The organism is Aminobacter sp. MSH1, from assembly GCF_003071665.1.
GTDB lineage: Bacteria > Pseudomonadota > Alphaproteobacteria > Rhizobiales > Rhizobiaceae > Aminobacter > Aminobacter niigataensis.
This window is the reverse complement of the sequence record NZ_CP026265.1, coordinates 2,232,242-2,244,664: the sequence shown is the minus strand read 5'-3', so window position 1 is coordinate 2,244,664 and position 12,423 is coordinate 2,232,242. Positions and strand designations below refer to the sequence as shown.

16 protein-coding genes are annotated in these 12,423 nt (G+C 65.4%); 12 read left to right on the top strand and 4 right to left on the bottom strand.

Annotation, left to right across the window (positions count from 1 at the left end; all coding sequences use genetic code 11):
* Window positions 1–21: 21 nt before the first annotated feature.
* Genes CO731_RS11130 through motA form a run of 4 tightly spaced genes read right to left on the bottom strand, consistent with a single transcriptional unit; the run spans window position 22 to window position 3,367 of the window.
* Window positions 22–1,032 (bottom strand): flagellar motor switch protein FliG, encoded by a 1,011-nt coding sequence (locus tag CO731_RS11130; protein ID WP_108607154.1) that lies wholly within the window; start codon window positions 1,030–1,032, stop codon window positions 22–24.
* A gap of 43 nt (window positions 1,033–1,075) precedes the next feature.
* On the bottom strand, window positions 1,076–1,468 hold the full coding sequence (fliN, locus tag CO731_RS11125) for a flagellar motor switch protein FliN (RefSeq protein ID WP_108607153.1): 393 nt from the start codon (window positions 1,466–1,468) through the stop codon (window positions 1,076–1,078).
* 57 nt (window positions 1,469–1,525) lie between these two features.
* Complete coding sequence (locus CO731_RS11120; protein WP_108607152.1) at window positions 1,526–2,455, bottom strand: FliM/FliN family flagellar motor switch protein; 930 nt, start codon at window positions 2,453–2,455, stop codon at window positions 1,526–1,528.
* 36 nt (window positions 2,456–2,491) lie between these two features.
* Complete coding sequence (gene motA, locus CO731_RS11115) at window positions 2,492–3,367, bottom strand: flagellar motor stator protein MotA (protein WP_108609765.1); 876 nt, start codon at window positions 3,365–3,367, stop codon at window positions 2,492–2,494.
* A 152-nt stretch (window positions 3,368–3,519) separates the two neighbouring features.
* Here motA and CO731_RS11110 point away from each other — a divergent pair, with 152 nt between their 5' ends.
* The 12 genes from CO731_RS11110 (at window position 3,520) to flgH (ending at window position 12,419) form a co-directional block, all read left to right on the top strand.
* On the top strand, window positions 3,520–4,641 hold the full coding sequence (locus CO731_RS11110) for a DUF1217 domain-containing protein (RefSeq protein ID WP_108609764.1): 1,122 nt from the start codon (window positions 3,520–3,522) through the stop codon (window positions 4,639–4,641).
* Between the two features lie 7 nt (window positions 4,642–4,648).
* On the top strand, window positions 4,649–5,371 hold the full coding sequence (gene flgF / locus CO731_RS11105) for a flagellar basal-body rod protein FlgF (protein ID WP_108607151.1): 723 nt from the start codon (window positions 4,649–4,651) through the stop codon (window positions 5,369–5,371).
* 78 nt (window positions 5,372–5,449) lie between these two features.
* A complete protein-coding gene (fliI, locus tag CO731_RS11100; protein WP_245439821.1) occupies window positions 5,450–6,772 on the top strand; it encodes a flagellar protein export ATPase FliI in 1,323 nt (440 codons plus the stop codon).
* Complete coding sequence (locus tag CO731_RS11095; protein WP_108607149.1) at window positions 6,756–7,385, top strand: hypothetical protein; 630 nt, start codon at window positions 6,756–6,758, stop codon at window positions 7,383–7,385. The genes fliI and CO731_RS11095 overlap by 17 nt, the downstream gene beginning before the upstream one ends.
* A 79-nt stretch (window positions 7,386–7,464) precedes the next feature.
* Window positions 7,465–7,845, top strand: coding sequence for a flagellar basal body rod protein FlgB (gene flgB, locus CO731_RS11090; RefSeq protein WP_108607148.1), 381 nt, complete (start codon window positions 7,465–7,467; stop codon window positions 7,843–7,845).
* A gap of 4 nt (window positions 7,846–7,849) precedes the next feature.
* Window positions 7,850–8,269 (top strand): flagellar basal body rod protein FlgC, encoded by a 420-nt coding sequence (gene flgC, locus CO731_RS11085; protein WP_055980239.1) that lies wholly within the window; start codon window positions 7,850–7,852, stop codon window positions 8,267–8,269.
* Entirely contained in the window at window positions 8,266–8,577 is a 312-nt protein-coding gene (locus CO731_RS11080; protein WP_108607147.1) for a flagellar hook-basal body complex protein FliE, read from the top strand. Before flgC ends, CO731_RS11080 begins: the two co-directional genes overlap by 4 nt.
* Before the next feature lie 11 nt (window positions 8,578–8,588).
* A complete protein-coding gene (gene flgG / locus CO731_RS11075; protein ID WP_108607146.1) occupies window positions 8,589–9,377 on the top strand; it encodes a flagellar basal-body rod protein FlgG in 789 nt (262 codons plus the stop codon).
* A 59-nt stretch (window positions 9,378–9,436) separates the two neighbouring features.
* A complete protein-coding gene (flgA, locus tag CO731_RS11070) occupies window positions 9,437–9,856 on the top strand; it encodes a flagellar basal body P-ring formation chaperone FlgA (RefSeq protein ID WP_245439819.1) in 420 nt (139 codons plus the stop codon).
* A complete protein-coding gene (locus CO731_RS11065; RefSeq protein ID WP_108607145.1) occupies window positions 9,853–11,109 on the top strand; it encodes a flagellar basal body P-ring protein FlgI in 1,257 nt (418 codons plus the stop codon). Before flgA ends, CO731_RS11065 begins: the two co-directional genes overlap by 4 nt.
* 3 nt (window positions 11,110–11,112) lie before the next feature.
* Window positions 11,113–11,718, top strand: coding sequence for a MotE family protein (locus CO731_RS11060; protein ID WP_108607144.1), 606 nt, complete (start codon window positions 11,113–11,115; stop codon window positions 11,716–11,718).
* Window positions 11,715–12,419 (top strand): flagellar basal body L-ring protein FlgH, encoded by a 705-nt coding sequence (gene flgH / locus CO731_RS11055; RefSeq protein WP_108607143.1) that lies wholly within the window; start codon window positions 11,715–11,717, stop codon window positions 12,417–12,419. Before CO731_RS11060 ends, flgH begins: the two co-directional genes overlap by 4 nt.
* Window positions 12,420–12,423: the final 4 nt, after the last annotated feature.

Here is a 12,423-nt window from a genome sequence, read left to right as displayed (position 1 = left end):
CTCAGGAACCCTGGCGCGAATTCAGGCGGCGTTCTGCGCCGACGGCAATTCGAGGAGACCCTCGTTCGCCATGCGCAAAGCGGTGGAGGCAATGGTCTTGCGGGCGCGCAGGATCTCCGCCGGCTGGACGCCTTCCGAGCCCTGGCTGAGCTCGGATTCGATCATGCGCCGCGTGCGCGCGCCGATCGACGAAAGCACTGCTTCGGCAAGCGGCAGCGCCGTGCCGCGCAGGGCAAGGGTAATCAGTTCGCTCGACAGGCCGTCGAACAGCGCCACGCGCGCCTTCTGCGACATGACAGGAACATCGTCGAACGAGAACAGCCGGGCGCGGATGGCATCGAGGTCGGCCATGCCGACCTCGCGCAGGTCGTTCATCACTTCCTCGAGCTGCGACTTGTCGAGTTCGTTGAGCACGCTGGCGACGCGCGTCTGGCCGGCCGAGGTATCCTTCTGGGCGCTTTCGGTCAGCACGCGGTTGCGGATCTGGTCCTCCACCAGCTTGGTCGCGGCCGGGGGCACGCTCGCCAGTTCCATCATCCGCTTGATGATTTCGCTGCGCAGGGGCTTGTCCAGCGTCAGCACCACGCTTGCCGCATAGGTCGGGACAAGGTTGGAGAGGATCATCGCCGCCGTCTGCGGATGTTCGTTGGAAAGGAAGGTGCCGATCTGCGCCGGCTCCAGCTTTTCGAGCTGCGGCCAGACCGGCGGCGTCGTGTCCTTCTTTGCGGCGGGCTCGTCCTTGCCCATCAGCGCGCTCATTTCTTCGGGCGACAGCGACTCGTTGAGGATCGTGTCCATCTTATCGGCGGAATCGAGCAGGCCCGCACCCTCGGTGAACTCGGCCTCGAACTCGGCGACGATCCGTTCGAGGTCGGCCTGCGGAATGGTGCGCAGCAGCCGTGCGCCTTCGATCAGCGCCTTGAGCTCGTCCTGCTTGAAGAATTTGAGCAGCCGGCTAGCCGACGGCTTGCCCATCGCCACCAGAATGGCCGCCGCCTTCTGCGGCCGCGTCAGCGTCGCCAGCAATGTCATGCGGAGGCCTTTCTCGAAGCAGGGGAAAGCACGGTCGGGCTCCTCAGGCGCTCTTAGTTGCCGCGACGATCTCGGTCAGCCGGATGCCGAAGCGCGACGGGTCGCTTTCGAGCACGGTGATCTCGCCGCGCGCGATGCGGCGGCCGTTGACCACCACGTCGACCGGTTCGCCGATGCGGCGGTCGAGCGCCACGGTCGAACCCTTCTGTAGCGTCATCAGGTCGGACACCGGCATCTCCGTGCTGCCGAGCACGATCTGCACCTCGACCGGAATGTCGAAGATGACGCTGTTGCCGGCGGCGGCGGGAGCGGCGCCTGGGCGCTTCTCTTCCTCGCTCAGCACGCCGCGCAGTTCTTCGATGGCGCGGTTGAGCTGGTCGTCCTCGACTTCGATTTCGGGCTTTTCGACCTCGGGCTTGGGCTGCGCCTTGCTCATCGGTGTTCTCCAGTTCTGTCGTTCACGGTGCCGGGCGCTGCTTGGCAGCGCATCGCCTCAACCCGCGACGATCCCTTCAATTGTTTCTTCGGTGGCATCGAACGGACGCCTGATGCGGACGGTGTAGTTCTGGCCGAGCTTTCCGAATTCGCACGCAAACAGTGACTTGCCGCGCGCCGAGATCACGGCATTGGATTGGGTGTTTTCGGCGAGTTCGATGACCTGCCCCAACTCGAGCACGGAGAGATCGCCAAGGGTCATGCGTCCGAGCGGCATCGACGCCTCGAGCCGGACCGTCGAGCGCATCAGCTCGTCGGAGAAGCGCGAGCTCCATTCCGTGGCCGGCGCGGACTCCGCCTCGCTCTTGTCGCGGCGATCCTCGACCAGCACGCGTTGCGGCAGCGTCAGGGTCAGCGTCCCGCGAGACACCGCCGTCGAGACCGACAGCACGACGCGCGCCGAAGGCCCGTCGCGGAACACGTGCTTCTTCATCACCGTGCTGGTAATCGCTTCCGGCACCGGCAGCTTGACACCAAGGCCGCCATTGGCGCCCTGCGCATTCATCGCCCGTGCCACGTCCTGGATGAGCAGCGAAACGACACCGAGTTCGATCGACGACAGCTCGCGCTCGATGGCTGCGACTTCGCGGTCCGGATCGCCGCCGAACATGACATTGACGAGGATCGCGATCGCCTGCGGGTCGAACGTCATCACCAGCCCGTCCGGCGAGGTGCGGGTCGCCGCCACGCACATGGCCTGGTTGTTCTTGCCGGCCTTGGCGTCGGCCATGCGGCCGAGCTTGACCTCGGCGACTTCGACGAAGATCGGCGACGGCAGCACCTCGTTGACGGCGGCGGCAATCGCGGTCGCCGAGCGTTCCGCCAGGCGTCGGGCGGCGGCATGCACCTTGGCCGGCTCGCCGGTGTCGCCCAGCAGGCGCTCGATGACGAGGTCGCGCGGTTCCGCCGGGCTTGCGGTGGTATTCATGACTGGCGATGCCCTTTGTCAGCGTCCCGCATTGGCTCAGGCCGCCTTCTTTTCGAGATTGCCCGTGTTCAGCGTGCTCTGCTCCACCGCGTCGATCGACGGGCGGTCGTAGGACGAGATCGTCTTGCGGCCGAATTCGATCGCCACCTGCGGCAGCGAGCCGTTCATGTAGGCCAGAAGCGTCTGCTTCACGACGATGTAGAGGCGGTTCTTTTTCTCGCGCACCGTCTTGATCTTGGTGGCGATCGGCGCGACCACGGCATAAGACAGGAAGATGCCGAGGAAGGTACCGACGAGTGCGGCACCGATCAGGCCGCCGAGGATCTCGGGAGACTGGTCGAGGGCGCCCATCGCTTTCACGACGCCGAGCACCGCAGCAACGATACCCAGCGCCGGCAGGCCGTCACCGACAGCGATCAGCGCGTGATAGGACTTGAGCTTATCGGCGCGGATGGTCTGGATTTCCTCGTCCATCAGCGCTTCGATCTCATGCGAGCGCGCATTGCCGATGATGATGATGCGGCAGTAGTCGCAGATGAAATGCGTCAGGTCGTAATTCTTCAGCACCGAAGGAAATGCCTGGAAGATCGCCGACTCGTCGGGGTTGTCGATATGCGCTTCAACCTCGGAACGCGTCTTGGTGCGCAGCTCGCGCATCAGCGAGTGCAGCACGCCGAGCGTCTCGAGATAGTCCTGTTCTTTCGGCACCTGCTGCTTGAGCGCCTCGACCATCGCCTTGCCGGTGTCCTTCACCGTGGCCATCGGGTTGGCGACGAGGAACGTTCCGAGCGCCGCACCGCCGATGATGACGAGTTCCCACGGCTGCATCAGGACGTTGAGGTGTCCGCCCATCGCCATGAAGCCACCAAGCACGCAGCCCAGCGTCACGACGAGTCCGATCAGAATACCCACAAGCCGGTCCTTCCGCATTCAAAGCACTATGCATGCACAGATAGCGGCTGTGCCTTGTGTGAGGCTTGAAGGGACGACGCGAAAACGATTCAGCCTCGCGCAAGCATTTGGGCGTAGCCTTCCCAGTCTATCCTGCGGCGGAAGGGCGTGTCGTGCTCAATACCTATACAAGCTACCAGCTGATCGCGAGAGACATCGGCAAGGCGCTCGAACGCGTGGAAAAGCAGCCCATCATCGAGCGCGAGACCGAATATTACCTCAAGAACATCACCAAGGTGAAAACCATTGATGAGTTCGTCAAGAACGACCGGCTGTTCAAATATGCCATGAAGGCCCACGGCCTGCAGGACATGGCCTATGCCAAGGCGTTCATGGTCAAGGCGCTGAAGGAAGGCGTCGCCGACAAGGACAGCTTCGCCAACAAGCTGACCGACAAGCGCTACGCCGAATTCGTCAAGAGCTTCAACTTCGCCGAGCTCGGCGAACGCGCCACGGTCTTCAACAAGGCCCAGCAGGGCGCCGTCGACAAATACCTGCTGCGGGTCGGGATGGACGGCGGCGATCCCAAATCGGAAGCCGTCCAGAAGGAAGTGAAGTACTACCTCGACAACATCGTCAAGGTGACGTCGGCCAAGGATCTGATGGCCGACACCAGGCTCTACGCCTTCGCGATGAGATCCTTCGGCATCGAAGCCTCCATCCCCAACAAGGAGATGATGGAGAAGGTCCTGGCCGGCGGTGTTCGCGATCCCAAAAGCTACGCCAACGAGATGGCGGACAAGCGCTACGCCGCCTTCGCCACCGCCTTCAACTTCGAGGCCCATGGCGCCGATGCCACAACCATCAATCCTTCCCAGCAACCGGCAACCGACAAGTTCCTGCGCCAGACGCTGGAAGAGGACGCGGGCAGGGACAACGAAGGCGTCCGGTTGGCGCTCTATTTCGAACGCAAGGCATCCTCCATCGGCAGCTTCTACGACGTGCTCGCCGACCCCGCTCTGGCCAAGGTCGTGCGCACCGCGCTCGGCTTGCCAGAAGCCTTTGCCTCGGCCGACATCGACCGCCAGGTCAAGCTGTTCGAAGAGAAGCTGAAGATCACGGACTTCTCCAACCCCAAGAAGCTCGGCGAATTCCTCAAGCGCTTCACCAGCCTTTGGGAGATCAACAACCCGTCGTCGCCGGTGCAGGCGTCAGTCGGCATCCTGTTCGGCATGCCGCCGGCTTACGGCGTGTCGACCGACCTGATGTTCGCCATGCAGAAACTGAGGTTCTGAGGTCACCATGCAGAACAGTCTATACGTCGCCCTTTCCGCCCAGGTCGCGCAGGAAAAGCGCCTCAACACCATCGCCGACAACGTCGCCAATGCCTCGACCGTCGGCTTCCGCGCTACGGGGGTGAAGTTCGAGGATGTCGTCTCCGGCCTTGGCTCGAAATCGGTTTCCTTCGCTTCGGCCGGCGACACCTACCTTTCGACCCAGCATGGCGGCATGCGCGAAACCGGCAACCCGTTCGATTTTGCCATTCGCGGCGACGCCTGGTTCGGCATCGATACGCCGGCCGGCACCGTCATGACCCGTGACGGCCGCTTCACCATGACCCAGGACGGCCAGTTGGTCTCAGTCGAGGGCTACCCGGTGCTCGATGCCGGCGGCGCGCCGATGCAGCTCGACCCGCGTGCCGGACCGCCTACGGCCGGCGCCGACGGCTCGCTGCGCCAGGACGGTCGCCTGATCGGCGCCATCGGCCTCTACGAATTCAACCCCGGCGCCAATTTCGTCCGTTACGGCAATTCCGGCGTCGTGCCGCCGACAACGCCGGAGCCGGTGGTCGACCGCATGGAAGCCGGAATGGTCCAGGGTTTCGTCGAGGAGTCCAACGTCAATCCGATCAAGGAGATGACCAAGCTCATCATGGTGCAGCGTGCCTTCGAGAACACCGCAGCCCTGATACGCCAGACCGACGCCTCGTTCTCCGACGCCATCAAGACGCTCGGCTCGAAGTAAGTGAGCACCTCCCTGACCGCCATACGCACCGAGCCCCCGCTCGTGCACGACAACCGGCTGGAGGCGCTGGAGCGCATCATGCACCGCTTCGCCGACGACCGTCTGCTGGTCAGGCGTGGTGGCAGGGTGACCGAAATAGCGCCGACCCACTACAAGGTCGGCGGCCTGTCATCTAGCGCGCGCCTCGGCGACATCGTCGAGCATCGTGGCCAAGGCCGCAACCGCCGCGGCGAGATCGTCCAGATTGGTCGCGACGAGGTGCTGGTCGCCCCCTATGAGAGCAGCGGCGAGGTCGGCGTCGGCGACGCCATCTTCACCCGTGGGCCCATCGCAATCACCCCGCACCCGAGCTGGCGCGGCCGCGCCATCGACGCGCTCGGCCGCCCCATCGACAGCGGCGCGCCTCTGGTCCGCAATGCCAGGCAGGACGCTGCCGAAGCCGTGCCGCCGGCAGCGCTCGCCCGCCAGCGTGTCGAAACCGGCTTCATGACCGGCGTTCGCGTCATCGACATCTTCACCCCGCTCTGCTTGGGCCAGCGCATGGGCATCTTCGCCGGCTCCGGCGTCGGCAAGTCGACCTTGCTTGCCATGCTCGCCGGCGCCGACGCCTTCGACACGGTCGTCGTCGCCCTGATCGGCGAGCGCGGACGCGAAGTGCGCGAATTCCTCGAAGACACAATCGGCGTGGCCTCCATGGCCAAGACCGTCGCTGTCGTTGCCACCAGCGACGAGAGCGCCATGATGCGCCGCCGCGCGCCCGATACGGCGATGCGCGTCGCCGAGCATTTCCGCGACCGCGGCGACCGCGTGCTGCTGGTGCTGGATTCGATCACCCGCTTCGCCCACGCCCTGCGCGAGGTGGCGATCGGCGCGGGCGAGCCGCCGGTAGCGCGTGGCTATCCGGCCTCGGTCTTTACCGACCTGCCCAAGCTGCTCGAGCGCGCCGGTCCCGGCATGGAGGGCAAGGGCTCCATCACGGCGATCATCTCCGTCCTCGTCGACGGCGACGACCACAACGATCCGGTCGCCGATTCCGTCCGCGGCATCCTTGACGGCCACATCGTGCTCGACCGCTCGATCGCCGAACAGGGCCGCTATCCCCCGGTCAATCCGCTGTCGTCCATCTCGCGCCTTGCCGGCAAGGCCTGGACGCCGGAGCAGCGCCAGCTCGTCGGCAAGCTCAAGGCGATGATCTCGCGTTTCGAGGATACGCGCGACATCCGCCTGCTTGGCGCCTACCAGGCCGGCGCCGACCCCGAACTCGACCTGGCCGTACGCCAGGTTCCGGTGATCTACGAAGCGCTGGCACAATCGCCCGCCGACGGGCCGTCGCCTGACCCGTTCTCCGACCTCGCCAGCTATTTGAGAGCCAAGGAAAGACCCCATGTTCAGGCGGAATGACCCAGCGCGCGAGCTTCTGGACATCATCGAGGCGAAGGACAAGCCGCGTTCGCTGTTCCAGCGCCTGCGCCCGGCGGCCCCGATCAGGCCCATGACGCCGAAACGCAAGAAGCGCGACCGCAGCAGCGACTTCGTCGTTGCCTGCCTCGGCATCACGCTCGGCCTCACCTGCGCGCTGTTTCCCTGGTACATCTTCTTCAACCAGGAGAAGTTCGGCATCCGCGCCATGAAATTTTCAGGCGGCGGCCAGAACGAGCAGCCGATCCCGCTCGCCATGGGTCAGCAGCCCGAGCGCGTCGGCGCGCCGATGTCGGTCGAGGACATTCCGGCGATGAAGCTCGACCTCTTCGCCACCGGTTCGTTGCGCCGTGGCAAGGATGACGAGGTCGGCGTTCCCGGCGCTGCCGAACAGCCGTTTCCAGGCCCCAAGATCGACTTCACCCTTGTCCACGTCGCCAACGGCCGCGCCATGATCCAGGACAATGCCGGCCTCTGGGTCGTCCAGGCCGGCTCGGTCCTGCCGGATTCGAGCAAGGTCGCCTCGATCGAGCAGCGCAATGGCAAGTGGGTGCTGGTCACCTCGCGCGACGAGGTTCTCCAGGTCTCGCGCTGAGGCCCGATGCGCCGGCCCCCCGCGCAAGGCCCGCGCAAGACTGACCCAATAGTGTCCGGAAATCTGCTCGGAGATTTCCATGGAACCCGTCAATCTGTTCGATCTGGCCGCCCAGCAGGCACGCTGGCTCTCGGTGCGCCAGAACGCCATCGCCGGCAACGTCGCCAACGCCAACACCCCAGGCTATCGGACCAACGAGATCGAGCCGTTCGAGCGCGTGCTTGACCGTTCGCGGGTCGCCATGACGTCGACCCAGGCGGGCCATCTCACCGGCGGCGCCACCGAAGCGGGCTTTGCCGTGAAGCCGGAAGAGCCCAGGCACGCGGTGCTTCCCTCCGACAACACGGTGGCGATGGAAGACGAACTGATGAAGGCCGGCGAAGTCCGCCGCTCCTTCGAGCTCAACACGGCCATCGTCAAGGCGTTCCACCGCATGATCATGCTGAGCAGCAAGGGCTGATTGAATGGATCCGCTCGTCGCCGCCCTCAAGGTCGCCGGTTCCGGTCTCGGAGCCCAGTCCGAACGTCTCCGCATCGTCTCGGAAAACCTCGCCAACGCGCAATCGACCGGCAACACGCCCGGCGCCGAGCCCTATCGCCGCAAGACCGTCAGCTTCGCCGCCGAGCTCGACCGCGCGACCGGCGCCTCGACCGTCGAGATCGCCGCGATCGGCCACGACCAGTCAGCCTTCCCGCTGGAGTTCCAGCCGGGCAACGAAGCCGCCGACGCCAATGGCTACGTCAAGATGCCGAACGTCAATGTCATCATCGAGATGGCCGACATGACCGAGGCCAACCGTTCCTATGAAGCCAACCTGCAAGTCATCAAGCAGGCGCGCGATCTTATTTCCATGACCATTGATCTTATGAGGAGCCAGTCATGATCGGTGCCATCAGCCCGCTCGGCCAACAGATCCTGACCAAGCCGACGAGCGTCGTTCCCGACGCCGGCTCGACCGCGGCCGCAGGTGTCGCCTCGTCCTTCGCCGCGGCTCTTTCGGACGCCGCCGCCCAGACCCAGGCCACGCTGCGCCAGGCCGAGCAGTTGTCCATCGCCGGCCTCCAGGGCAAGGCCGACACCCGCGAGGTGGTCGACGCGGTGATGAGCGCCGAGCAGGCGCTTCAAGCAGCCATCGCCATCCGCGACAAGATCGTCACGGCCTATCTCGAAGTCAGCCGCATGGGCATCTGAGGAACATCCCGATGAAAGCACTGGCCATAGCTGCAACGGGCATGAATGCCCAGCAGACCAATCTCGAGGTGATCGCGAACAACATCGCGAACATCAACACCACCGGCTACAAGCGCGCCCGCGCCGAATTCTCCGACCTGCTCTACCAGGTCGACCGCATGCAGGGGGTGCCTAGCCGCGCCAACTCGTCGGTCGTGCCCGAAGGCGTCAGCATCGGCCTCGGCGTCAAGACCGCTGCCGTCCGCAACGTCCACATCCAGGGCGGCCTGACCAATACCGGCAACCAGTTCGACCTCGCGCTCACCGGCCGTGGCTGGTTCCAGATCGAGGGTGCCGACGGCCAGACGCTCTACACCCGTGCCGGCTCCTTCAACACCAATGCCACCGGCCAGCTCGTCACCGTCGACGGCTATGTCGTCAGCGGCGGCATCGCCATCCCGCCCGATGCGCTCGAAGTCATCGTCAACGACGCCGGCCAGGTCTTCTCCCGCCTCTCCAACCAGACGGCGCTGCAGCTCGAGGGTCAGTTGGATCTGGCCAACTTCGCCAACGAGGCAGGGCTCGCGCCACTGGGCGACAATTTGTTCTCCGAGACTGAAGCTTCTGGTGCCGCAGTCACCGGCCTGCCGGGCAGCCCCGGCTTCGCCACCATCAAGCAGGGTTATCTCGAGAACTCCAACGTCGATCCGGTCAAGGAAATCACCGAGCTGATCTCGGCGCAGCGCGCCTATGAGATGAACTCCAAGATCATTCAGGCGGCCGATGAAATGGCTGCCGTCGTATCCAAGAATATCCGGTGATTGTCATGCGGCGACGGAACGCCCTCCCTCGGCTACGCGCGGCAGTGCTCGCCTTCGCCATGCTTGGCGGCTCAGCACTGGCTGCCGAGCAGGAGGTCGTGCTCGTTCCCAACCGCGTCATCTATCCCGGCGAGACGATCGTGCTGTCCGCGCTCAAGGAAATCACCCTCAGGCCGGGCAAGGTGCGGCCGGACGCGGTCGCCACCCTCCCCGACGAGCTCGACGGCAGGGTCGCCAAGCGCACGCTGCTGCCTGGTCGCTACGTTCCGGTGGCAGCGCTCCGCGAGGCCTGGCTGGTCGACCGTGGCTCTTCTGTCCAGGTCGTGTTCGCAGCTGCCGGGCTGATGATCTCCGCCGCTGCCGTAACCCTCGAGCCGGGTGCCGCCGGCGACGTCGTCAAGGTCCGCAACCTCGACAGCGGCAAGATCTTCACTGGTGTCGTCATGGCCGACGGCTCGATCCGCGTGGGTGCGTCATGATCCGCAGACTGGTGCTCGCGGCAATTGCCGTTCTGGGTCTGCAGGTGGCCCATGCCGACGGCCCCGACGGCGTCCCCGCATCGCAGCTCAAGGCACGCGGTGCCACGGCCGCTGGAGGTGGTGCGGTTGCCGAGCTCGGCGAGAACTTCGCCATGACCGGCGACGGCGGACGAATGACCACGCTCAACAGTGGCACCGGCGCCAACCTCGTCAATGTCCGCATCAAGGATGTCGCCTCGCTTCAGGAGGCCCGCGACAACCAGCTCGTCGGCTACGGCCTCGTCATCGGCTTGAACAGCTCGGGCGACAGCCTGCGCAATTCGCCGTTCACCGAGCAGTCGATCCGCGCCATGCTGGAAAATCTCGGCATCGCCTCCGAGGATGGCCGCGCCCGCGTTCGCAACGTCGCCGCCGTCATCGTCACCGCCAACCTGCCCGCCTTCGTCCAGGCCGGCGCGCGCATCGACGTCAACGTCTCGTCCCTCGGCGATGCCTCCTCGCTCGCCGGCGGCACACTGGTCATGACCCCGCTCAAGGCTGCCGACGGCGAGATCTATGCCGTGGCGCAAGGCTCCATGCTCGTTGGCGGTTTCACTGCCCAGGGTGCGGCCGAGCAGGTCACCCAGGGCATTCCCACCGCTGGCCGGGTACCCAACGGCGCCATCGTCGAGCGCGAGGTCAAGGCTCGCTTCGGCGACGAGAACATGCTGACGCTGCAGCTCTTCAATCCGGACTTCTCGACCTCGGTGCGCATCGCCGACGCCATCAACGACTACGCCCGCCATCGCTTCGGCAAGCGTGTCGCCGGCGAGCAGGATTCGCGCACCGTCACCATCCGCAAGCCGGAGGGCATTTCGACGGCGCGCTTTTATGCCGAGTTGGAAAACCTGCTGGTCATGTCCGACACGCCTGCCCGCGTCGTCGTCGATGAGCGTACCGGCACCATCGTCATCGGCAACGAGGTCAAGATCGCGCGCGTCGCCATCAGCCACGGCACTCTGACCGTCCGCATCACCGAGCAGCCGCGCGTCGTCCAGCCCGAGCCGTTCTCGCGCGGCGAGACCGCCGTCGAGGATTTCACCGTCATCGACGCCGAGCGTCCCGGCTCCAAGCTGGCGATGCTCGAAGGCCCCGACCTGCAGACGCTGGTCGCCGGCCTCAACCGCCTCGGCGTCAAGCCGGACGGCATCATCGCAATCCTCCAGGGCATCAAGTCGGCCGGCGCGCTCCAGGCTGACCTGGTGGTGCAGTAAGCCATGGCCTTGATCCGACACTCCAGGACAACCAGCAGCCGCGCACTTGCAGCGGCAGTGCTTGCCATCGCGCTGTTCGGCAGTGCTTCCGCCCTTGCTGAGGAAGCCACGGGCGAAGCCGCTGCTGCTCCCGTCCAGGGCGTGCCCACCCGCGTCGTCGAGCGCGAAATCCCCACCGAGCAACCCGCCGGCGAGATGACCGCCGCGCTCGAGCCGAGCGAGGTCGAGCGTTTCTGCTCCAACATCGCCGACGCCGCCCGTGACCGCCGCTATGCCCTCCAGGCCGAGGAGTTGAAGAAGCTTCAGGCCGAGGTCGACAAGCGCATCGCCCTGCTCGAAGAGCGCAAGACCGAATACGAAACCTGGCTCAAGCGCCGCGAGGTCTTCCTCGCCCGCGCCGAGGAAGGCGTCGTCCAGATCTATTCGCGCATGAAGCCCGATGCCGCGGCCGAGCGCCTGGCCGTCATGCATGTCGATCTCGCCGCCGCCATCCTGATGAAGCTCGACGCCCGCAAGTCGAGCGTCATCCTCAACGAAATGGAAAGCAAGTCGGCCGCCGAGCTGACCCGCATCATGGCGAGCGCCGCCCGCCGGGAAGACCCCTCATGATCAGAAAAGCCCTCCTCGCGGCCATGCTCGCCAGCCTCGCCGGCTGCGCCACCGACCTCAAGGAAATCGGCAAGGAGCCGAAGATGTCGGCCGTCGGTTCCGGCATCGAGGATGGCAGCTCGACGATGTACCGCTATCCCGAGGCGCCCTCGGCACCGCCCAAGCGTTTCTCGCTGTGGCAGGACAAGCAGAGCCGCATGTTCACCGATCCGCGCGCGCTTCAACCCGGCGACATCCTGACCGTCAAGATCGAGATCGACGACCGGGCCCGCTTCCAGAACGAGTCCGAGCGCAACCGCACCACCAACAGGACCATCGGGGCAGGCCTCGACATGGAATGGGATGGTGTCGGCACGGGCGGCTCGGCCGACGGCAGCGCCGGCTCCAAGTCGGTCTTCTCCGGCGACGGCGCCACCACGCGCTCGGAAAAGCTCAACCTGCTTGTCGCCGCGGTGGTCACCGAGGTTCTGCCCAACGGCAACATGATGATCCGTGGCTCGCAGGAAGTCCGCGTCAACGCCGAGCTGCGCGTGCTGACCATTGCCGGCATCGTGCGCCCGTCCGACATCGGCCCGGAAAACACCATTCCCTATGAGCGCATCGCCGAGGCCCGCATCTCCTATGGCGGCCGCGGCCGTATCACCGAGGTCCAGCAGCCACCTTATGGCCAGCAGTTCCTCGACCAGGTCCTCCCCTTCTAGGTCA

Excerpts from the sequence above, each read along its gene's own strand:
- CO731_RS11130 (WP_108607154.1), bottom strand. The coding sequence starts at position 1,032 with ATGACATTGCTGGCGACGCTGACGCGGCCGCAGAAGGCGGCGGCCATT.
- fliN (WP_108607153.1), bottom strand. The coding sequence starts at position 1,468 with ATGAGCAAGGCGCAGCCCAAGCCCGAGGTCGAAAAGCCCGAAATCGAA.
- CO731_RS11120 (WP_108607152.1), bottom strand. The coding sequence starts at position 2,455 with ATGAATACCACCGCAAGCCCGGCGGAACCGCGCGACCTCGTCATCGAG.
- flgF (WP_108607151.1), top strand. The coding sequence starts at position 4,649 with ATGCAGAACAGTCTATACGTCGCCCTTTCCGCCCAGGTCGCGCAGGAA.
- fliI (WP_245439821.1), top strand. The coding sequence starts at position 5,450 with ATGCACCGCTTCGCCGACGACCGTCTGCTGGTCAGGCGTGGTGGCAGG.
- CO731_RS11095 (WP_108607149.1), top strand. The coding sequence starts at position 6,756 with ATGTTCAGGCGGAATGACCCAGCGCGCGAGCTTCTGGACATCATCGAG.
- flgB (WP_108607148.1), top strand. The coding sequence starts at position 7,465 with ATGGAACCCGTCAATCTGTTCGATCTGGCCGCCCAGCAGGCACGCTGG.
- flgC (WP_055980239.1), top strand. The coding sequence starts at position 7,850 with ATGGATCCGCTCGTCGCCGCCCTCAAGGTCGCCGGTTCCGGTCTCGGA.
- CO731_RS11080 (WP_108607147.1), top strand. The coding sequence starts at position 8,266 with ATGATCGGTGCCATCAGCCCGCTCGGCCAACAGATCCTGACCAAGCCG.
- flgG (WP_108607146.1), top strand. The coding sequence starts at position 8,589 with ATGAAAGCACTGGCCATAGCTGCAACGGGCATGAATGCCCAGCAGACC.
- flgA (WP_245439819.1), top strand. The coding sequence starts at position 9,437 with ATGCTTGGCGGCTCAGCACTGGCTGCCGAGCAGGAGGTCGTGCTCGTT.
- CO731_RS11065 (WP_108607145.1), top strand. The coding sequence starts at position 9,853 with ATGATCCGCAGACTGGTGCTCGCGGCAATTGCCGTTCTGGGTCTGCAG.
- CO731_RS11060 (WP_108607144.1), top strand. The coding sequence starts at position 11,113 with ATGGCCTTGATCCGACACTCCAGGACAACCAGCAGCCGCGCACTTGCA.
- flgH (WP_108607143.1), top strand. The coding sequence starts at position 11,715 with ATGATCAGAAAAGCCCTCCTCGCGGCCATGCTCGCCAGCCTCGCCGGC.